The sequence below is a fragment of the Serratia sp. D1N4 genome (genome assembly GCF_054552755.1).
Window position 1 is genome coordinate 880,598 of record NZ_CM137274.1, and the last position, 20,086, is coordinate 900,683.

At 55.2% G+C, this 20,086-nt stretch carries 16 protein-coding genes; 15 read left to right on the forward strand and 1 reads right to left on the reverse strand.

Annotated features, from left to right (window positions below; all coding sequences use genetic code 11):
* Positions 1-29: 29 nt before the first annotated feature.
* The 13 genes from ACX1CU_RS03735 to lpxC all read left to right on the forward strand — a co-directional run bounded on the left by ACX1CU_RS03735 (position 30) and on the right by lpxC (position 16,133).
* A complete protein-coding gene (locus ACX1CU_RS03735) occupies positions 30-1,793 on the forward strand; it encodes a peptidoglycan glycosyltransferase FtsI (protein WP_459401293.1) in 1,764 nt (587 codons plus the stop codon).
* Positions 1,780-3,267, forward strand: coding sequence for a UDP-N-acetylmuramoyl-L-alanyl-D-glutamate--2,6-diaminopimelate ligase (gene murE, locus ACX1CU_RS03740; RefSeq protein WP_459401294.1), 1,488 nt, complete (start codon positions 1,780-1,782; stop codon positions 3,265-3,267). The genes ACX1CU_RS03735 and murE overlap by 14 nt, the downstream gene beginning before the upstream one ends.
* Positions 3,264-4,625, forward strand: a complete 1,362-nt coding sequence (gene murF / locus ACX1CU_RS03745; RefSeq protein WP_459401295.1) for a UDP-N-acetylmuramoyl-tripeptide--D-alanyl-D-alanine ligase — start codon at positions 3,264-3,266, stop codon at positions 4,623-4,625. The genes murE and murF overlap by 4 nt, the downstream gene beginning before the upstream one ends.
* On the forward strand, positions 4,619-5,701 hold the full coding sequence (gene mraY / locus ACX1CU_RS03750) for a phospho-N-acetylmuramoyl-pentapeptide-transferase (RefSeq protein ID WP_459401296.1): 1,083 nt from the start codon (positions 4,619-4,621) through the stop codon (positions 5,699-5,701). The genes murF and mraY overlap by 7 nt, the downstream gene beginning before the upstream one ends.
* 2 nt (positions 5,702-5,703) lie before the next feature.
* The gene (gene murD / locus ACX1CU_RS03755) at positions 5,704-7,023 is read left to right on the forward strand and encodes a UDP-N-acetylmuramoyl-L-alanine--D-glutamate ligase (protein WP_459401297.1); all 1,320 of its coding nucleotides are present in this window, start codon (positions 5,704-5,706) and stop codon (positions 7,021-7,023) included.
* The gene (ftsW, locus tag ACX1CU_RS03760) at positions 7,020-8,222 is read left to right on the forward strand and encodes a cell division protein FtsW (RefSeq protein ID WP_459401298.1); all 1,203 of its coding nucleotides are present in this window, start codon (positions 7,020-7,022) and stop codon (positions 8,220-8,222) included. Before murD ends, ftsW begins: the two co-directional genes overlap by 4 nt.
* A gap of 3 nt (positions 8,223-8,225) precedes the next feature.
* Positions 8,226-9,290: an undecaprenyldiphospho-muramoylpentapeptide beta-N-acetylglucosaminyltransferase gene (gene murG / locus ACX1CU_RS03765; RefSeq protein ID WP_459401299.1), complete on the forward strand. Its 1,065-nt coding sequence runs from the start codon at positions 8,226-8,228 to the stop codon at positions 9,288-9,290.
* A gap of 84 nt (positions 9,291-9,374) precedes the next feature.
* The gene (murC, locus tag ACX1CU_RS03770) at positions 9,375-10,853 is read left to right on the forward strand and encodes a UDP-N-acetylmuramate--L-alanine ligase (RefSeq protein WP_459401300.1); all 1,479 of its coding nucleotides are present in this window, start codon (positions 9,375-9,377) and stop codon (positions 10,851-10,853) included.
* A complete protein-coding gene (locus ACX1CU_RS03775; RefSeq protein ID WP_459401301.1) occupies positions 10,843-11,763 on the forward strand; it encodes a D-alanine--D-alanine ligase in 921 nt (306 codons plus the stop codon). Before murC ends, ACX1CU_RS03775 begins: the two co-directional genes overlap by 11 nt.
* A 1-nt stretch (position 11,764) precedes the next feature.
* Positions 11,765-12,628, forward strand: a complete 864-nt coding sequence (ftsQ, locus tag ACX1CU_RS03780) for a cell division protein FtsQ (RefSeq protein WP_459401302.1) — start codon at positions 11,765-11,767, stop codon at positions 12,626-12,628.
* A complete protein-coding gene (gene ftsA, locus ACX1CU_RS03785; protein ID WP_459401303.1) occupies positions 12,625-13,881 on the forward strand; it encodes a cell division protein FtsA in 1,257 nt (418 codons plus the stop codon). The genes ftsQ and ftsA overlap by 4 nt, the downstream gene beginning before the upstream one ends.
* 75 nt (positions 13,882-13,956) lie before the next feature.
* Positions 13,957-15,111 (forward strand): cell division protein FtsZ, encoded by a 1,155-nt coding sequence (ftsZ, locus tag ACX1CU_RS03790; RefSeq protein ID WP_459401304.1) that lies wholly within the window; start codon positions 13,957-13,959, stop codon positions 15,109-15,111.
* A gap of 104 nt (positions 15,112-15,215) precedes the next feature.
* Positions 15,216-16,133: a UDP-3-O-acyl-N-acetylglucosamine deacetylase gene (gene lpxC, locus ACX1CU_RS03795; protein WP_459401305.1), complete on the forward strand. Its 918-nt coding sequence runs from the start codon at positions 15,216-15,218 to the stop codon at positions 16,131-16,133.
* Positions 16,134-16,148: 15 nt separating this feature from the next.
* Here lpxC and ACX1CU_RS03800 read toward each other — a convergent pair whose 3' ends face one another.
* The gene (locus ACX1CU_RS03800; RefSeq protein ID WP_459401306.1) at positions 16,149-16,673 is read right to left on the reverse strand and encodes a DUF721 domain-containing protein; all 525 of its coding nucleotides are present in this window, start codon (positions 16,671-16,673) and stop codon (positions 16,149-16,151) included.
* Positions 16,674-16,699: 26 nt separating this feature from the next.
* Between ACX1CU_RS03800 and secM the strand changes: the two genes are divergently transcribed.
* Entirely contained in the window at positions 16,700-17,233 is a 534-nt protein-coding gene (secM, locus tag ACX1CU_RS03805) for a secA translation cis-regulator SecM (RefSeq protein ID WP_459401307.1), read from the forward strand.
* 87 nt (positions 17,234-17,320) lie between these two features.
* Complete coding sequence (gene secA, locus ACX1CU_RS03810; protein ID WP_459401308.1) at positions 17,321-20,032, forward strand: preprotein translocase subunit SecA; 2,712 nt, start codon at positions 17,321-17,323, stop codon at positions 20,030-20,032.
* The last annotated feature ends 54 nt before the right edge of the window (positions 20,033-20,086 follow it).

Consider the following 20,086-nt stretch of genomic DNA (forward strand, 5'->3'; position numbering starts at 1 on the left):
ATTCACGACACGGAGCAGAAAGAGAATCAATGAAAGCAGCACGCCCCGGTAAGTTGAAACGCCAGGAAGATCAAGCCAGCTTTGTTAGCTGGCGTTTTGCGTTGCTGTGCGGCTGTATTTTGCTGGCGTTGACCGGGCTGTTGGTGCGTGTGGCTTACCTACAGGTGATCAACCCGGATCGGCTGGTGAAAGAGGGCGATATGCGTTCGCTGCGCGTGCAGGAAGTGCCTACCGCGCGCGGCATGATTAGCGATCGCTCTGGCCGCCCATTGGCCGTCAGCGTGCCGGTGAACGCCGTATGGGCCGATCCGAAAGAGCTGATTGAGCGCGGCGGAATTACGCTGGATTCTCGCTGGAAGGCGCTTTCCGATGCGTTGCAGATCCCACTGGATCAGCTATCTAACCGCATTAACGCCAACCCGAAAGGGCGCTTTGTTTATCTGGCACGTCAGGTTAACCCGGCAATTGGCGACTATATCCACAAGCTGAAGCTGCCGGGAATCTACCTGCGCCAGGAATCACGTCGTTACTACCCTTCCGGGCAGGTGACTTCGCACATAATCGGCGTCACCAACATCGATGGCGAAGGGATCGAAGGGGTTGAAAAGAGCTTTGACCGTTGGCTGACCGGGCAACCGGGTGAGCGAACCGTACGTAAAGATCGTTATGGCCGGGTGATTGAAGATGTCTCCTCAGTGGATAGCCTGGCGGCGCACAACCTGATGCTGAGCATTGACGAACGCTTGCAGGCGCTGGTGTATCGCGAATTGAATAATGCCGTAGCCTTTAACAAGGCGGAGTCAGGCACCGCCGTGTTGGTGGATGTGAATACCGGCGAAGTGTTGGCAATGGCCAACAGCCCATCGTACAACCCGAATAATATGGCCGGTACGCCGAAAGACACCATGCGTAACCGTGCAATTACCGATATTTTTGAACCGGGTTCTACAGTGAAACCGATGGTGGTAATGACGGCGTTGCAGCGCGGCGTGGTGAAAGAAAACAGCGTGCTCAATACCATTCCTTACCGCATTAACGGCCATGAAATTAAAGACGTGGCGCGTTATTCGGAACTGTCCATGACCGGGATTTTGCAGAAGTCGAGTAACGTCGGTGTTTCTAAACTGGCGTTAGCGATGCCGTCCTCAGCGTTAGTAGATACTTACTCACACTTTGGACTGGGAAAGGCGACCAACTTGGGGCTGGTCGGAGAAAGCAGTGGCTTATACCCAAAAAAACAACGGTGGTCTGACATAGAGAGGGCCACCTTCTCTTTCGGCTACGGGCTGATGGTAACGCCGTTACAGTTAGCGCGAGTCTATGCCACGATCGGCAGTTTGGGCGTGTATCGCCCATTGTCGATCACTAAAGTTGACCCACCGGTTGCCGGTGAGCGCGTCTTCCCTGAAGCTACGGTGCGTACCGTGGTGCATATGATGGAAAGCGTGGCCTTGCCGGGCGGCGGCGGCGTGAAAGCCGCCATCAAGGGTTACCGTATCGCCATTAAAACCGGTACCGCTAAAAAAGTCGGCCCGGACGGTAAATACGTCAACCGATATATCGCTTATACCGCGGGCGTGGCGCCCGCCAGTCAACCCCGTTTTGCCTTGGTGGTAGTGATCAACGACCCACAGGGTGGCAAGTATTACGGCGGTGCGATTTCTGCGCCAGTGTTTGGTGCAATCATGGGGGGCGTGTTGCGGATCATGAACATTGAGCCGGATGCTTTGCCCACCAACGACAAAAGCGAATTAGTGATCAACAGTAAAGAGGGTACAGGTGGCAGATCGTAATTTACGCGATTTACTCGCTCCTTGGGTGCCAACGGCGCCCGAGCGCCAGCTTAGGGAAATGATATTAGACAGCCGTATTGCGGCTGCCGGTGATCTGTTTGTCGCCGTTGTCGGCCATCAAACGGATGGCCGCCGCTATATTCCGCAAGCCATCGCGCAAGGGGTTGCCGCCGTTATCGCCGAGGCTGAAAGCCAGGCTGAAGACGGCAAGATCTGTGAAATGCACGGTGTGCCAGTGATTTACCTGAGCCAACTTAATCAGCGCCTTTCCGCACTGGCCGGGCGTTTTTACCGGCAGCCCGCAGATCGCCTGCGTTTGATCGGTGTGACCGGCACCAACGGCAAAACCACCACCACGCAACTGTTGGCGCAATGGAGTCAACTGCTGGGTGAAACCGCCGCAGTAATGGGAACGGTCGGTAATGGGTTGCTGGGGCAGGTTTGCCCAACGGAAAATACCACCGGTTCTGCGGTGGATGTCCAACATATCCTGAACGATCTGGCCGAACAGGGCGCTACCTTTGCCGCAATGGAAGTCTCTTCTCATGGCCTGGTGCAACACCGCGTAGCCGCTTTACCGTTCGCAGCGGCCGTTTTCACCAACCTGAGCCGCGATCATCTTGATTATCATGGCGACATGGCTAGCTACGAAGCGGCTAAATGGTCGCTGTTTGCGGATCATGAGGTTGGGCAGACGATCATTAATGCCGACGATGAAGTCGGGCAGCGCTGGCTGGCAAAACTGCCGGATGCAGTGGCCGTTACCATGCACGATAACTTGCAGCCTGGCTGCCGTGGCCGCTGGTTGAAAGCCACCGCGGTGAATTATCACGATAACGGTGCCACCATCCATTTCAGCTCAAGCTGGGGCAATGGCGAGATTGAAAGCCGCCTGATGGGGGCGTTTAACGTCAGCAACCTGCTGTTGGCGCTGGCAACCTTGCTGTCGCTCGGTTATCCGTTTGATGACCTAGTGAAAACTGCCAATCAATTGCAGCCGGTCTGTGGCCGCATGGAAGTGTTTAATGCGCCGGGCAAACCGACGGTAGTGGTGGATTATGCCCATACCCCGGATGCCTTGGAAAAAGCCTTGGAAGCCGCGCGTTTGCATTGCCAGGGGCAACTGTGGTGCGTGTTTGGCTGTGGTGGCGATCGCGACAAAGGTAAGCGCCCACTTATGGGCGGGATTGCCGAGCAGTTCGCTGACCGCGTGGTGGTCACCGACGATAATCCGCGCACCGAAGAACCGCAGGCAATCATTAAAGATATTCTGGCCGGGTTGCTGGATGCCGGGCATGTGCAGGTGATCCACGGGCGTGCAGAAGCCGTCACCAGCGCCATCATGCAGGCGAAAGAACAGGATGTGGTATTGGTGGCGGGCAAAGGTCATGAGGATTACCAAGTGGTGGGTAACCGTCGCTTGGACTACTCCGATCGCACCACCGTCGCACGTCTGCTGGGGGTGATGGCATGATCCCGGTATCCCTGAAGACACTGGCGAAGGTATTGAGTGCCGAACTGATCGGTGCTGATTGCCAAATCACCGAAGTGACGACCGATACCCGTCAGGTCACGACAGGTTGCCTGTTTGTGGCGCTGAAAGGTGAGCGTTTCGACGCTCATGACTTTGCTGTTGATGCTGTAGCCGCAGGTGCAGGCGCGTTGCTGGTAAGTAAGCGCTTATTGGGGGATGTGCCGCAACTGGTAGTGAAAGACACCCGTATTGCATTGGGCCAGCTTGCCGCTTGGGTGCGTCAGCAAGTTCCGGCCAAAGTGGTGGCATTGACGGGCTCATCGGGCAAGACCTCGGTGAAAGAAATGACCGCTGCCATTTTGCGTGAATGCGGCGAGGTGCTGTATACCGCCGGGAATTTCAATAACGACATCGGCGTGCCGCTGACGTTGTTGCGTTTACAGCCGCAGCATGATTTTGCCGTGATTGAGCTGGGCGCGAACCATATTGGTGAGATTGCTTATACCACCGCTTTAGCCCAACCGCAGAGCGCGTTGGTGAACAACCTGGCGGCAGCACATTTGGAAGGGTTCGGTTCTTTGGCTGGGGTTGCTCAGGCCAAAGGCGAGATATTTTCTGGTCTGCCAGCAGACGGCGTGGCGATCATCAACGCCGACAATAATGACTGGCCGCATTGGCAGGCCCAATTACAGGGCAAGAGAGTGTGGCGTTTCTCGCCACAGGCGGCGGATTCCGTCAACTTTTTTGCCAGTGACGTACAGGTGAATGGCAAGGGTACGCAGTTTACTCTGCATAGTCCGTCTGGAACGGTGGCCATCGAGCTGCCACTGCCGGGCCGCCATAACGTGGCCAATGCCCTGGCGGCAGCGGCATTGGCAATGTCAGTCGGCGCAACCTTGGAAGCGGTGCGTGCAGGATTGCAACAACTGCAAGCGGTGCCCGGGCGTTTATTCCCGGTCGCTTTGGCGGAAGGCAAACTCTTGCTGGATGACAGCTATAACGCCAACGTCGGTTCAATGATTGCGGCTGCACAGGTGCTGGCAGAGATGCCGGGTTACCGGGTGATGGTGGTTGGCGATATGGCCGAACTGGGTGCAGAAGCCGAAGAGTGTCACCGTCAGGTGGGAGAAGCTGCCCGTCTGGCAGGGGTGGATAAAGTGATCAGCGTAGGCCAACTGAGCCAGGTGCTGAGTTCGGCAGCCGGTAACGGCGAGCATTATCAGGATAAAACAGCAGTGACCGCACGCGTGGCGGAATTACTGTCAGCACATGCGGTAATTACCGTGTTAATCAAAGGTTCACGTAGTGCCGCAATGGAGCAGGTAGTACGCGCGTTACAGGAGAAAGCACCATGTTAGTTTGGCTGGCCGAACATTTGGTCAAATATTACTCAGGCTTCAACGTCTTTTCCTATCTGACGTTCAGGGCCATTGTCAGCCTGCTGACCGCGCTGTTTATTTCTTTGTGGATGGGGCCGCGGGTGATCAAACGCTTGCAGGAAATGTCCTTTGGCCAAGTGGTGCGTAACGATGGGCCAGAATCGCACTTCAGTAAACGCGGCACGCCAACCATGGGCGGCATCATGATCCTGACCTCCATCACTATTTCGGTACTGATGTGGGCCTATCCCTCTAACCCTTATGTCTGGTGCGTGCTGTTCGTGCTGGTGGGCTACGGTATCGTCGGGTTTGTCGATGATTATCGCAAAGTGGTGCGCAAAGATACCCGAGGGTTGATTGCCCGCTGGAAGTACTTCTGGCAATCGGTGATTGCGCTGATTGCCGCTTTTACCATGTATGCCATTGGAAAAGACACGCCAGCCACCGAGCTGGTGGTGCCGTTTTTTAAAGACGTCATGCCGCAACTCGGCCTGTTGTACGTGCTGCTGGCTTACTTTGTGATTGTCGGTACCAGTAACGCCGTTAACCTGACCGATGGATTAGATGGTTTGGCGATCATGCCAACCGTGCTGGTCGCCGCTGGTTTTGCGCTGGTAGCCTGGGCGACCGGTAACGTGAATTTCGCCAGCTACCTGCACATCCCGTATCTGCGCCATGCCGGTGAACTGGTGATTGTGTGTACCGCCATTGTGGGGGCCGGTTTAGGCTTCCTGTGGTTCAACACCTACCCGGCTCAGGTGTTTATGGGTGATGTCGGTTCACTGGCGTTAGGGGGAGCACTGGGAACTATCGCCGTGCTGCTGCGTCAGGAGTTTTTGCTGGTGATTATGGGCGGCGTATTCGTGGTTGAAACGCTGTCGGTGATCTTACAGGTGGGGTCGTTCAAGCTGCGCGGGCAACGTATTTTCCGCATGGCACCGATTCATCACCACTATGAATTGAAAGGTTGGCCAGAGCCGCGCGTGATCGTGCGCTTCTGGATTATTTCGCTGATGCTGGTGCTGATTGGCCTGGCGACGCTGAAGGTGCGCTAATTATGGTGGATTATCAGGGTAAAAAAGTAGTCATCATCGGGTTAGGCCTTACCGGTTTGTCCTGTGTTGATTTCTTTATGATGCGTGGTGTGACGCCGCGCGTTATGGATACCCGTATTTCTCCGCCGGGGCTGGATAAGTTGCCTGAGAGCGTGGAGCGGCATTTGGGCGATCTGAATCAGGATTGGTTGCTGGATGCAGATTTGATCGTTGCCAGCCCCGGAGTGGCCCTGGCGACACCTGCTCTGAGCGCCGCTGCTGATGCCGGTGTGGAAATCGTCGGCGACGTGGAGCTGTTTTGCCGCGAGGCACAGGCACCGATTGTAGCGATCACCGGTTCCAACGGTAAAAGCACGGTGACCACGCTGGTGGGTGAAATGGCCAAAGCTGCCGGTTGGGCGGTGGGAGTCGGCGGTAATATCGGCCTGCCTGCGCTCAGCCTGCTGCGTCAGGAATGCCAGCTTTATGTGCTGGAGCTGTCGAGTTTCCAACTGGAAACCACCAACAGCCTGCGTGCTGCCGCTGCGACGATCCTCAACGTGACCGAGGATCATATGGATCGCTACCCGTTTGGTTTACAGCAGTACCGTGCCGCCAAACTGCGCATTTATGAAAATGCCAACTGGTGCGTAGTGAACGCAGATGATGCGCTGACCATGCCGGTACGTGGTGCTGATGCACGCTGTGTCAGTTTCGGTGCCGACGTGGGGGATTATCACCTCAACCGCCAGCAGGGCGAAATCTGGCTGCGGGTTAACGGCGAGAAAGTCCTCAACACCCGCGAGATGAAGCTCACGGGTCAGCATAACTACACCAATGCGCTGGCAGCCTTGGCGTTGGCCGATGCGGTCAAACTGCCGCGCTCTTCCAGCCTGAAGGCGCTGACCACCTTTACCGGCTTGGAGCACCGTTTCCAACTGGTGTGGGAACACAATGGCGTGCGCTGGATTAACGATTCTAAAGCCACCAACGTTGGCAGCACCGAAGCGGCGCTGAACGGCCTGCAGGTTGAGGGTACGCTGCACCTGCTGTTAGGCGGTGATGGCAAATCTGCGGATTTCTCATCGCTGGCGCGTTATCTGCAAGGTGACAACGTGCGTTTGTACTGCTTTGGCCGCGATGGAGCACAACTGGCAGAGTTGCGCCCAGAGATTGCGACCTTGACTGACACCATGGAACAGGCGATGCAAACGATCGCTGGCCGCGTGAAAGCGGGCGATATGGTGCTGCTATCACCCGCCTGCGCCAGCCTGGATCAGTTCCGTAATTTTGAAGTGCGCGGCAACGAGTTTGCCCGTCTGGCGCAGGAGCTCGGCGGATGAGACTACGGGTGCCGACGTTTGGCCTGACCAACAAGCTGAAAGACTGGGTGATGGGGTCGCGTGAAAGCGATTCGAACAGTATGGTGCTGTATGACCGCACTCTGCTGTGGTTAACCCTTGGCCTGGCGGTGATCGGTTTTGTGATGGTGACGTCGGCCTCAATGCCGATCGGCCAACGTCTGGCAGAAGATCCGTTCCTGTTTGCCAAACGTGATGCACTTTATCTGGTACTGGCATTTGGCCTGTCGCTGGTTACGCTGCGCATCCCGATGGAAGTGTGGCAGCGCTACAGCAACGTCATGCTGCTGGTGTCAATGGTGATGTTGCTGATCGTGTTGGTGGTCGGCAGTTCGGTCAACGGCGCATCGCGCTGGATCTCTCTTGGCCCGCTGCGCATTCAGCCAGCCGAACTCTCCAAACTGTCGCTGTTCTGTTACCTGTCGAGTTACTTGGTGCGTAAGGTCGAAGAAGTACGCAGTAACTTCTGGGGCTTCTGTAAACCGATGGGGGTGATGGTGGTGTTGGCAGTGTTGCTGCTGGCACAGCCGGATTTAGGTACGGTGGTGGTGCTGTTTATCACTACCTTGGCGATGTTGTTTCTGGCCGGTGCCAAGATGTGGCAGTTCCTGGCGATTATCGGCTCCGGTGCGTTTGCGGTAGGGCTGCTGGTAATTGCCGAGCCCTATCGTATGCGCCGTGTGACCTCGTTCTGGAACCCGTGGGCCGATCCGTTCGGCAGCGGCTACCAGCTAACTCAGTCGCTGATGGCCTTTGGCCGCGGTGAGTTCTGGGGGCAGGGGCTGGGCAATTCGGTACAGAAACTGGAGTATTTGCCGGAAGCGCATACCGACTTTATCTTCGCGATTTTAGGTGAGGAATTGGGCTATATCGGTGTGGTTTTAGCCCTGTTAATGGTATTCTTCGTCGCTTTTCGCGCGATGTCGATTGGCCGCCGTGCACTGGAGATCGATCAGCGATTTTCCGGTTTTCTGGCGTGTTCGATCGGCGTTTGGTTCAGTTTCCAGGCGTTGGTTAACGTGGGCGCGGCTGCGGGAATGCTGCCGACCAAAGGGCTGACGCTGCCGTTGATCAGCTATGGTGGTTCGAGCTTGATCATTATGTCGACGGCGATTGTGCTGTTGCTGCGTATTGACTATGAAACGCGCCTGACCAAAGCGCAGGCGTTTGTGAAGAGGTAACGGATGAGCGGTAAAGCTAAGCGTTTAATGGTGATGGCAGGCGGTACCGGCGGGCATGTGTTCCCGGGGCTGGCGGTTGCGCATCATCTGATGGCGCAGGGCTGGCAGGTGCGCTGGCTTGGAACCGCTGACCGTATGGAAGCCGATTTGGTGCCAAAGCACGGGATCGAAATTGATTTCATCCGTATTTCCGGTTTGCGCGGCAAAGGGCTGAAGGCCCAGTTGACCGCGCCGCTACGCATTTGGCGTGCCGTGCGTCAGGCCAAGGCGATTATGCGCAGCTATCAGCCCGACGTGGTGCTGGGGATGGGGGGTTACGTTTCCGGCCCCGGTGGCTTGGCTGCCTGGTTGTGCGGTATCCCAGTGGTGCTGCATGAGCAGAACGGTATTGCGGGTTTGACCAATCGCTGGTTATCGCGCATCGCCAAAACGGTGTTGCAGGCTTTCCCCGGCGCGTTCCCTAATGCGGAGGTGGTGGGTAACCCGGTGCGTACCGATGTGTTGGCATTACCGCTGCCAGCGGAACGCTTGGCTGGGCGTGAAGGGCCGGTTCGCGTGCTGGTGATTGGCGGCAGTCAGGGCGCACGCGTGCTGAATCAGACAGTTCCTGAAGCCGCAGCGCTGCTGGGCGATAAGATCACCCTCTGGCATCAGGTAGGCAAAGGGGCACTGGAAACGGTGCAGCATGACTACCAGAGGGTAGGGCAGACCCAGCACAAAGTGACTGAATTTATCGATGACATGGCGGCTGCCTATGCCTGGGCTGATGTGGTGGTGTGCCGTTCCGGTGCTTTGACCGTCAGTGAGATTGCAGCGGCCGGTTTGCCCGCTATCTTCGTGCCTTTCCAGCATAAAGATCGCCAGCAGTATTGGAATGCGCGTCCGCTGGAAGCCGCAGGCGCAGCGAAAATTATTGAACAGCCGCAGTTTACCGCCAAAGCCATGGCGGAACTGTTGGCGGGCTGGGATCGCCCAACCTTACTGACGATGGCTGAGAAAGCCCGTGCGGTGGCGATCCCGGATGCAACAGAACGCGTGGCGGCGGAGATCGTTCGCGTGGCCAGATAGATGATAATGCAGGGCTTGGTTCGCCGAGCCACATGAAGAATAGGCAATGTGGGGTTCGCAGATTGAACCCGGATAGAGAGAGTGATGAATACACAACAATTGGCGAAACTACGCACTTTCGTGCCCGAGATGCGACGCGTCCGGCACATACACTTTGTTGGCATCGGTGGTGCCGGCATGGGTGGTATCGCCGAAGTGTTGGCTAACGAAGGTTATCAGATCAGCGGTTCCGATTTGGCACCGAATCCGGTAACCCAACAGTTGAGCGAGCTTGGGGCAACGATTTATTTTCATCACCGCCCAGAGAATGTGTTGGATGCGAGCGTAGTCGTGGTTTCCACCGCGATTTCGGCAGATAACCCGGAAATCGTCGCCGCCCGTGAGGCACGTATTCCAGTGATCCAGCGTGCAGAGATGCTGGCCGAACTGATGCGTTATCGTCATGGCATTGCGATCGCCGGTACGCACGGCAAGACCACCACCACGGCGATGGTATCGAGTATTTATGCAGAAGCCGGTTTGGATCCGACTTTTGTTAACGGTGGGTTGGTGAAGGCGGCGGGGACTCATGCGCGCTTGGGCTCCAGCCGTTACCTGATTGCCGAAGCCGATGAGAGCGATGCATCGTTCCTGCATCTGCAACCGATGGTAGCGATTGTCACCAATATCGAAGCCGACCATATGGATACCTACCATGGCGATTTCGAAAACCTGAAGCAGACGTTTATCACTTTCCTGCACAACTTGCCGTTCTATGGCCGTGCGGTGATGTGTATTGATGATCCGGTGGTGCGTGAATTGCTGCCGCGCGTGGGCCGCCATATTACCACTTACGGCTTCAGTGAAGATGCCGATGTGCGCGTAGAGAGCTATCGCCAGATCGGCCATCAGGGGCACTTTACCCTGAGCCGCCAGGACAAGCCGTTGCTGACGGTGACTCTGAACGCACCGGGCCGTCATAATGCGCTGAACGCCGCGGCGGCGGTTGCGGTAGCAACGGAAGAAGGTATCGCCGATGAAGCCATTCTGCGTGCGCTGGCTGGTTTTCAGGGAACGGGCCGTCGTTTTGATGTTCTTGGTGACTTCCCGTTGTCAGCCGTTAACGGTAAACCGGGCAGTGCGATGCTGGTAGACGATTATGGCCACCATCCGACCGAGGTGGACGCCACCATCAAGGCTGCGCGTGCAGGTTGGCCAAGCAAGCGTCTGGTGATGATTTTCCAGCCGCACCGTTTCACGCGTACCCGCGATCTGTACGATGATTTTGCCCATGTGTTATCGCAGGTGGATGTGCTGCTGATGCTGGATGTTTATCCGGCGGGTGAAGCGCCAATCCCAGGCGCCGACAGCCGTTCGCTGTGCCGCACTATCCGCAATCGTGGCAAGTTGGATCCGATCCTGATTGCCGATGCGGAAATCGTGCCGGAAACGCTGGCGCAATTGTTGCAGGGGGACGATCTGATTCTGGTGCAAGGAGCGGGCAACGTCGGTAAAATCGCGCGCAAATTGGCTGAGCTGAAGTTGCAGCCACAGAATAAAGAGGAGGGGTATCATGGCGGATAAAGTTGCCGTGTTGCTGGGTGGAACCTCCGCAGAACGAGAAGTGTCACTGCAATCCGGTGCCGCAGTGCTGGCCGGGTTGAGAGAAGCCGGTATTGATGCTCATCCTATCGATACCCGCGATTTCCCAGTGACTCAATTGAAAGAACAAGGGTTTAACAAGGTCTTTATCGCGCTGCACGGGCGCGGCGGTGAAGATGGCACTTTGCAGGGCCTGTTGGAGTTTTTGCAATTACCTTATACCGGCAGCGGTGTAATGGCATCGGCACTGACCATGGACAAGTGGCGCACCAAGCTGGTGTGGCAATCTATGGGTTTACCTATTGCCCCTTATGTGGCGTTGTGCCGCCAGCAGTATTTTGGTAGCGAACGGGATAGCCTGCTGGCCGCCGTGGCAGCGTTGGGTTTACCGTTGATCGTCAAGCCGAGCCGCGAAGGCTCCAGCGTCGGGATGAGTAAGGTCACCGAGAGCAGCGCTCTTGAAAGCGCGTTGGCAGAGGCTTTCCGCCATGACGACGACGTGTTGGTGGAGAAATGGTTGAGCGGCCCCGAATATACCGTGGCGATCCTCGGTGATCAGGTGTTGCCTTCCATCCGCATTCAGCCCGCTGGAGTGTTCTACGACTATCAGGCCAAATATATTGCCGACGACACGCAATATTTCTGCCCGAGCGGCCTGAACGCGCAGCAGGAAGCCGATATGGCTGCGCTTGCACTGCGCGCCTATCGTGGGCTGGATTGCAACGGTTGGGGGCGTGTTGACGTGATGCAGGACAGCGATGGCGGTTTTTATCTGCTGGAGGTGAATACCTCGCCAGGTATGACCAGCCACAGTCTGGTGCCGATGGCGGCGCGTCAGTCAGGGCTAACGTTCTCGCAGTTGGTCGCGGCAATTCTGGCACTGGCTGACTGAGATGTCGCAAGCGGCCCTGAATACGCGCGATCGCGAGGTGGATAACGGCCCGCGCCGCAGCAATGGAACTCAACTGGCAGGCATGATTTTCCTGCTGATGGTGTTGGGAACCATTTTGTGGGGAGGCTGGGCGGTGATTGGCTGGATGAAAGATGCCAGCCGCCTGCCGCTCTCGAAGCTGGTGGTGACCGGTGAACGCCATTACACCACCAACGACGATATTCGTCAGGCGATCCTGGCACTGGGAGCACCCGGCACCTTTATGACGCAGGATGTGGACATCATCCAGCAGCAGATTGAACGCCTGCCGTGGATCAAGCAGGCCAGCGTGCGTAAACAGTGGCCGGATGAGCTGAAGATCCATCTGGTGGAGTATGTCCCGGTGGCGCATTGGAATGATTTGCACATGGTTGATGCTGAAGGGAAGTCGTTCAGCGTACCAACAGAACGCTTAGGCAAACAGAAATTGCCGTTGCTCTATGGCCCAGAGGGCAGCGAGCAGGATGTTCTGGAAGGTTACCGCGCGATGAACAGCATGTTAGTGGCCAATAAGTTTACATTGAAGATGGCGGCGATGACTGCCCGCCATTCATGGCAGTTGGCTTTGGATAACGATGTTCGGCTGGAGCTGGGACGTGACGATCGCATGGGGCGTTTGCAACGCTTTATCGGGCTTTATCCGGTATTGCAGCAGCAGGCGCAAGCGGAAAATAAGCGTGTCAGCTATGTCGATTTACGTTACGACACTGGTGCTTCGGTAGGTTGGACTCAGGCGTTTATCGACCCGCAGGCGGGTGTACAGGCAGCAGGCGATCGGCCAAACAGTAATCAGCAACAGAATCAGGCACAGGCAAAACAACAATGATCAAGTCGACGGACAGAAAACTGGTAGTTGGACTGGAGATCGGAACTGCAAAAGTTTCCGCATTGGTAGGGGAAGTTCTGCCCGATGGCATGGTCAATATTATCGGGGTGGGCAGTTGCCCCTCTCGCGGTATGGATAAGGGTGGTGTCAACGACCTGGAATCGGTAGTCAAATGCGTTCAACGTGCTATCGATCAGGCCGAACTGATGGCTGATTGTCAGATTTCTTCGGTTTATCTGGCATTATCGGGTAAACATATTAGTTGTCAGAACGAAATAGGGATGGTTCCTATTTCAGAAGAGGAAGTGACTCAGGAAGATGTAGAGAATGTGGTGCATACCGCCAAGTCGGTACGCGTACGCGATGAACACCGCATCCTGCATGTGATTCCTCAGGAATATGCCATTGATTATCAGGAAGGCATCAAAAACCCGGTGGGGTTATCCGGCGTGCGTATGCAGGCCAAGGTGCATCTGATCACCTGCCATAACGATATGGCAAAGAATATTGTCAAAGCGGTGGAACGCTGTGGTCTGAAAGTGGATCAACTGATTTTCGCCGGTCTGGCGGCCAGCTATGCGGTGCTGACCGAAGATGAGCGAGAGCTCGGCGTTTGTGTGGTGGATATCGGCGGCGGTACCATGGATATCGCGGTGTATACCGGCGGGGCCCTGCGTCATACCAAAGTCATCCCTTATGCTGGGAACGTGGTCACCAGCGATATCGCCTATGCCTTTGGCACACCACCGGCAGACGCGGAAGCGATTAAAGTTCGACACGGCTGTGCGCTTGGGTCGATTGTCAGCAAGGATGAGAGTGTAGAGGTGCCGAGCGTTGGCGGGCGCCCGCCACGTAGTCTGCAAAGACAGACACTGGCTGAAGTGATTGAGCCACGCTACACCGAACTGTTGAATCTGGTTAACGATGAAATTTTGCAATTGCAGGAGCAACTGCGAAGCCAAGGGGTGAAGCATCATCTGGCAGCGGGTATTGTGCTGACCGGCGGTGCCGCTCAGATTGATGGCTTGGCAGCCTGTGCGCAACGGGTATTCCACACCCAGGTACGCATCGGTCAACCCTTGAACATCACGGGTCTGACGGATTACGCACAGGAGCCTTACTATTCCACTGCGGTAGGGCTGTTGCACTATGGAAAAGAATCTCACCTGAGCGGTGAGGCAGAAGTAGAAAAACGCGCCTCGGTGGGCAATTGGTTTAAACGTATCAATAGCTGGCTGAGAAAAGAGTTTTAATGTTTCAACAAAGAGATCATGCTGAATTAATCTTTTTATGATCTCGCAGCGACAGGCACAAAACGGAGAGAAACTATGTTTGAACCAATGGAACTAACCAATGACGCGGTGATTAAAGTCATCGGCGTCGGCGGTGGCGGTGGCAACGCCGTTGAACACATGGTGCGCGAGCGCATTGAAGGTGTTGAATTCTTTGCCGTTAACACAGACGCTCAAGCGTTACGTAAAACGGCAGTGGGCCAAACCATCCAAATTGGTAGCGGTATTACTAAAGGATTGGGGGCAGGCGCGAACCCGGAAGTGGGTCGTAATTCGGCGGAAGAAGACCGTGAAGCCCTGCGTGTAGCCCTGGAAGGTGCAGACATGGTCTTTATCGCAGCAGGCATGGGTGGCGGTACCGGCACCGGTGCTGCGCCCGTGGTGGCTGAAGTTGCCAAAGAACTGGGTATCCTGACCGTCGCCGTGGTGACCAAGCCTTTCAATTTTGAAGGCAAGAAGCGCATGGCATTTGCTGAGCAGGGTATCGCTGAGCTGTCCAAGCACGTGGACTCGCTGATCACTATCCCGAACGACAAGTTGCTGAAAGTTCTGGGTCGTGGCATTTCTCTGCTGGACGCGTTTGGCGCGGCTAACGATGTGCTGAAAGGCGCGGTGCAGGGGATTGCCGAACTGATCACCCGTCCGGGCCTGATGAACGTCGACTTCGCCGACGTGCGCACCGTAATGTCCGAAATGGGCTACGCGATGATGGGCTCTGGTGTAGCGAGCGGTGAAGACCGTGCGGAAGAAGCGGCGGAAATGGCGATCTCCAGCCCACTGCTGGAAGATATCGACCTGTCCGGCGCCCGTGGCGTTCTGGTCAACATCACCGCTGGCTTCGATCTGCGTTTGGATGAGTTCGAAACCGTGGGTAACACTATCCGTGCTTTCGCTTCTGACAACGCGACCGTGGTGATCGGGACTTCGCTGGATCCAGAAATGAATGATGAACTGCGTGTGACCGTGGTTGCTACCGGTATCGGTATGGACAAACGTCCTGAAATCACTCTGGTAACCAACAAACAGGCCAGCCAGCCAGTGATGGATCATCGTTACCAGCAGCATGGTATGTCGCCGCTGCCGCAGGACGTGAAACCTGCTGCTAAAGTGGTGAACGATCAGAGCACGCAACCGAATAAAGAGCCTGATTATCTGGATATTCCGGCCTTCTTGCGCAAGCAGGCAGACTAGGAATAAGCTGGAAGTTTGGAATCTCCGCTCTTTGTGCTAAACTGTCCCGCCAGCTTTGCTGTATGCTTGGCTGGTAGGATGGATAAACATTGCGAGATAAAACGATGATCAAACAAAGGACATTAAAACGTATTATTCAGGCGACTGGTGTCGGTTTGCATACCGGCAAAAAAGTCACGCTGATAATGCGCCCAGCGCCGGCTAATACCGGGGTCATCTATCGTCGCACTGACTTGAATCCACCGGTTGACTTCCCGGCTGATGCAAAATCCGTGCGTGATACCATGCTCTGTACTTGCCTGGTTAATGAGCATGACGTGCGTATTTCTACCGTTGAGCATCTCAATGCTGCCCTGGCGGGTTTAGGTATCGACAACATCATTATTGAAGTTGACGCTGCTGAAATCCCCATCATGGACGGTAGTGCCAGCCCGTTTGTTTTCCTGTTGCTGGATGCCGGCATCGAAGAGCTGAACTCAGCGAAGAAATTCCTGCGTTTGAAAGAGACAGTGCGCGTTGAAGATGGCGATAAGTGGGCAGAGTTGTCCCCACATAATGGGTTCCGTCTGGATTTCACTATCGACTTCAACCACCCGGCGATTGATGCCAGTACACAACGATATCGCCTTGATTTCTCGGCCGATTCGTTCGTGCGTCAAATCAGCCGTGCGCGTACTTTTGGCTTCATGCGTGATATCGAGTACCTGCAATCCCGTGGCTTGGCCCTGGGTGGCAGTTTCGATTGCGCGATTGTGGTAGATGACTATCGAGTTCTGAACGAAGACGGCCTGCGCTTCGAAGATGAATTCGTACGCCACAAAATGCTGGATGCCATCGGTGACCTGTTCATGTGCGGCCATAACATCATTGGCGCGTTTACCGCGTACAAATCGGGTCATGCGCTGAACAATAAACTGCTGCAGGCGGTTCTGGCGAAGCAGGAAGCTTGGGAATACGTAACATTCCAAGATGAAGAAGAAATGCCATTGGCATTCAAAGCTCCTTCTATGGTTTTGGCGTAAAACTCATACCGCTGATTATTTATCACGACTGGTAGCGTTGGCTCTCTCTCCTGCCAACGATGCCAGTCGTTCTAATATCTTCCGCAATTTTTCTGGGCTACGTGCCGCTAATCCTCGTAATTCATCCGCGCTTTCCTGGCTCAAGTGACGCAATGGTGCGCTTGGTTGCTTATTTTCTGTCGTTTGGGCCGCACTTTGCACCTGGTTGTTGCCTTTTGCCATCAAGGCTGGATTAATCCTGATGTCGATTGACGACAATGATGGTAGAATTTGGGCTCGTAGTGCGGATAGCAAGCTGGGTTGTTCATAGCGTAAGCGCATCATCCAACTGGCATTAGCGGTTTCCAGCACTAAAACACCCTGTCTGAAGTTAGCGACACGGCACCATGGGTGCAACTGAGCAGGCAACAGGCCTCTCACTGCACGGTTGAGTTTCAGTAGCGCCACGGCGCGTTGCTGAACGTTATGCAGCGGCCCTTTCTCTGCTGCAGATGCGTCGTCGAACAGGACATCTAATAATTGTGGACGGCTATCGCGCATAATGGGCTCCGGCGGATTATAAACTTGTGATCGGTATTCTAAATCGTTGGCGACAATTTGGCAGACGTTATTTCTGGCCCCATCTCCTGTTAGGGATGGTCGCGGCCACGCTTGGCGTACCCCAAAATCTGTCCGGCACGTCCGATCAAACCGCATTGCCGAGCACCTCATCCAGCCTTAACCGCCAGAATTCTGCCAGTAACGCCTTTAACAGCCTGGCGTTACTGCAGGAAGTGCATCGTCGTCCAACGTTTGGCGTTGATTACTGGCACCAGCATGCGCTTCGTACCGTCATTCGTCACCTCTCTTTTGCTCTTGCCCCGCAGGCAGTCTATGCGCGAGTGCAGGAAACGGAGAACGATGCCGTTGAACCCCCCTTGCAGGTGGCGCAATTGGCGTTGCTCTCCACGCTCAATGCGTTGCTGACGCATGAGCCGAAACCACCGACCATCATTCGTGATACTAATCATCCCGTTGTTCCTTCTTTGGCGCAGCATCAGGCCGGGCTGTGGCTCGCTCAGGTGCAGGGTATCCGCGCCGGGCCTAGCGTCTTCAGCTGATTCTTGCCCTTCGGGCAACAAAAACCAACGAAACAATAGCGAGTTGACGGCCGAGATCGCGTCGTCGCGTAAGAGATATTAAGAATCATGTTAAACAGATTATTGACCAAAGTTTTTGGCAGCAGCAACGATCGTACCCTGCGCCGTATGCGTAAATCAGTTGAGGCGATCAACCGTCTAGAACCGGACATGGAAAAACTGTCCGACAGCGAATTACAGGCCAAGACCAACGAATTCCGTGAGCGCCTGAAGAATGGCGAAGTATTGGAAAGCCTGATCCCAGAAGCGTTCGCCGTAGTGCGTGAAGCCAGTAAGCGTGTGTTTGGCATGCGTCACTTCGATGTGCAGTTGCTGGGTGGTATGGTGCTGAATGACCGTTGTATCGCCGAGATGCGTACCGGTGAAGGTAAAACCCTGACGGCGACCCTGCCTGCTTACCTGAATGCCCTGAGCGGCCGTGGTGTGCACGTGGTGACCGTCAACGACTATCTGGCACAGCGTGATGCCGAAAACAACCGTCCGCTGTTCGAATTCCTGGGCTTGAGCGTAGGCATTAACCTGCCGAATATGCCAGCACCGGCCAAGCGTGAGGCCTATGGCGCAGATATCACCTACGGTACCAACAACGAATACGGTTTTGACTACCTGCGCGACAACATGGCGTTCAGCCCGGAAGAGCGTGTGCAGCGCAAACTGCACTATGCGCTGGTGGATGAGGTTGACTCCATCCTGATCGATGAAGCGCGTACTCCGCTGATCATCTCCGGCCCGGCCGAAGACAGCTCAGAGATGTATATTCGCGTTAACAAGCTGATCCCACAACTGATCCGTCAGGAAAAAGAAGATTCCGATAGCTTCCAGGGCGAAGGCCACTTCTCGGTGGATGAGAAAGCGCGTCAGGTTCACCTGACAGAACGCGGGCTGATCCTGATCGAAGAGATGCTGATGGAAGCTGGCATCATGGAAGAAGGCGAATCACTGTACTCGCCAACCAACATCATGCTGATGCATCACGTTACCGCTGCGCTGCGTGCCCACGTGCTGTTCACCCGCGACGTTGATTACATCGTTAAAGACGGCGAAGTGATCATTGTTGATGAACACACCGGCCGTACCATGCAGGGCCGCCGCTGGTCTGATGGTTTGCATCAGGCGGTGGAAGCCAAAGAAGGCGTGGAAATTCAGAACGAAAACCAGACGCTGGCTTCGATTACTTTCCAGAACTACTTCCGTTTGTATGAGAAATTGGCCGGTATGACCGGTACTGCCGATACCGAAGCGTTTGAATTCAGCTCGATCTACAAGCTGGATACTATCGTGGTGCCGACTAACCGCCCAATGATCCGTAAAGATATGCCGGATCTGGTCTATATGACCGAAAAAGAGAAGATCGATGCGATCATTGAAGATATTCGTGAACGTACCACTAACGGTCAGCCGGTGCTGGTCGGTACGATCTCGATTGAAAAATCAGAAGTGGTTTCTCGTGAGCTGACGAAGGCGGGCATTGAGCACAAAGTGCTGAACGCCAAATTCCACGCCATGGAAGCCGACATTGTGGCCAATGCGGGCCAGACTGCGGCGGTGACTATCGCGACCAACATGGCTGGCCGTGGTACGGACATTGTGTTGGGCGGCAGCTGGCAGTCTGAAATCGCGCAGTTGGAAGAGCCGACCGAAGAGCAGATCGCGGCAATTAAAGAGGCGTGGCAAATTCGTCACGATGCGGTACTGGCTGCTGGTGGTTTGCATATTATCGGTACCGAGCGCCACGAATCACGCCGTATTGATAACCAGCTGCGTGGTCGTTCTGGTCGTCAGGGGGATGCTGGTTCTTCCCGCTTCTATCTGTCTATGGAAGATGCGCTGATGCGTATTTTCGCCTCGGATCGCGTATCCGGCATGATGCGTAAACTGGGTATGAAAGACGGCGAAGCCATTGAGCACCCATGGGTGACCAAAGCGATTGCTAACGCGCAGCGCAAGGTCGAAAGCCGTAACTTCGATATTCGTAAGCAACTGCTGGAATATGACGATGTGGCGAACGATCAACGTCGGGCGATCTACAGCCAGCGTAACGAACTGCTGGATGTGTCGGACGTGAGCGAAACCATTAACAGCATCCGTGAAGACGTCTTCAAAACCACCATTGATAGCTACATTCCGCCGCAGTCGCTGGAAGAAATGTGGGATGTTAAGGGGCTAGAAGAACGCCTGAAAAACGATTTCGATCTGGATATGCCGGTTGCTGAATGGCTGGACAAAGAGCCGCAACTGCACGAAGAAACATTGCGTGAACGTATTCTGGAGAAAGCGAAGGAAGATTACCTGCGCAAAGAAGACGTTGTCGGTGCTGAGATGATGCGTAACTTCGAGAAGGGCGTGATGCTGCAAACGCTGGACTCGCTGTGGAAAGAGCATCTGGCGGCCATGGATTACCTGCGCCAAGGGATCCACCTGCGCGGTTATGCGCAAAAAGATCCTAAGCAGGAATACAAACGCGAGTCCTTCAACATGTTTGGCACCATGCTGGAATCACTGAAGTATGAAGTGATCAGTGTACTGAGCAAGGTTCAGGTACGTATGCCGGAAGAGGTTGAGGCTCTGGAGTTGCAGCGTCGTGAAGAAGCCGCACGCCTGGCGCGTCAGCAACAGCTGAGCCATCAGGAAGAAAACTCGTTGGCCATGGAGGATCCGAACGCACCAGAGATCGCTGAGCGCAAAGTGGGCCGTAACGATCCTTGCCCATGTGGTTCCGGCAAGAAATACAAACAGTGTCATGGCCGCTTGCAAAAGTAAGCGGGCAGTAGCGAGTCACTAAACATAGGGGTTCAGCTTGCTGAACCTCTTTTT

What these genes read in the sequence shown, in the direction of transcription:
- ACX1CU_RS03735 (WP_459401293.1), top strand. Translation starts at nt 30, where the DNA reads ATGAAAGCAGCACGCCCCGGTAAGTTGAAACGCCAGGAAGATCAAGCC.
- murF (WP_459401295.1), top strand. Translation starts at nt 3,264, where the DNA reads ATGATCCCGGTATCCCTGAAGACACTGGCGAAGGTATTGAGTGCCGAA.
- mraY (WP_459401296.1), top strand. Translation starts at nt 4,619, where the DNA reads ATGTTAGTTTGGCTGGCCGAACATTTGGTCAAATATTACTCAGGCTTC.
- murD (WP_459401297.1), top strand. Translation starts at nt 5,704, where the DNA reads ATGGTGGATTATCAGGGTAAAAAAGTAGTCATCATCGGGTTAGGCCTT.
- ftsW (WP_459401298.1), top strand. Translation starts at nt 7,020, where the DNA reads ATGAGACTACGGGTGCCGACGTTTGGCCTGACCAACAAGCTGAAAGAC.
- murG (WP_459401299.1), top strand. Translation starts at nt 8,226, where the DNA reads ATGAGCGGTAAAGCTAAGCGTTTAATGGTGATGGCAGGCGGTACCGGC.
- murC (WP_459401300.1), top strand. Translation starts at nt 9,375, where the DNA reads ATGAATACACAACAATTGGCGAAACTACGCACTTTCGTGCCCGAGATG.
- ACX1CU_RS03775 (WP_459401301.1), top strand. Translation starts at nt 10,843, where the DNA reads ATGGCGGATAAAGTTGCCGTGTTGCTGGGTGGAACCTCCGCAGAACGA.
- ftsQ (WP_459401302.1), top strand. Translation starts at nt 11,765, where the DNA reads ATGTCGCAAGCGGCCCTGAATACGCGCGATCGCGAGGTGGATAACGGC.
- ftsA (WP_459401303.1), top strand. Translation starts at nt 12,625, where the DNA reads ATGATCAAGTCGACGGACAGAAAACTGGTAGTTGGACTGGAGATCGGA.
- ftsZ (WP_459401304.1), top strand. Translation starts at nt 13,957, where the DNA reads ATGTTTGAACCAATGGAACTAACCAATGACGCGGTGATTAAAGTCATC.
- lpxC (WP_459401305.1), top strand. Translation starts at nt 15,216, where the DNA reads ATGATCAAACAAAGGACATTAAAACGTATTATTCAGGCGACTGGTGTC.
- ACX1CU_RS03800 (WP_459401306.1), bottom strand. Translation starts at nt 16,673, where the DNA reads ATGCGCGATAGCCGTCCACAATTATTAGATGTCCTGTTCGACGACGCA.
- secA (WP_459401308.1), top strand. Translation starts at nt 17,321, where the DNA reads ATGTTAAACAGATTATTGACCAAAGTTTTTGGCAGCAGCAACGATCGT.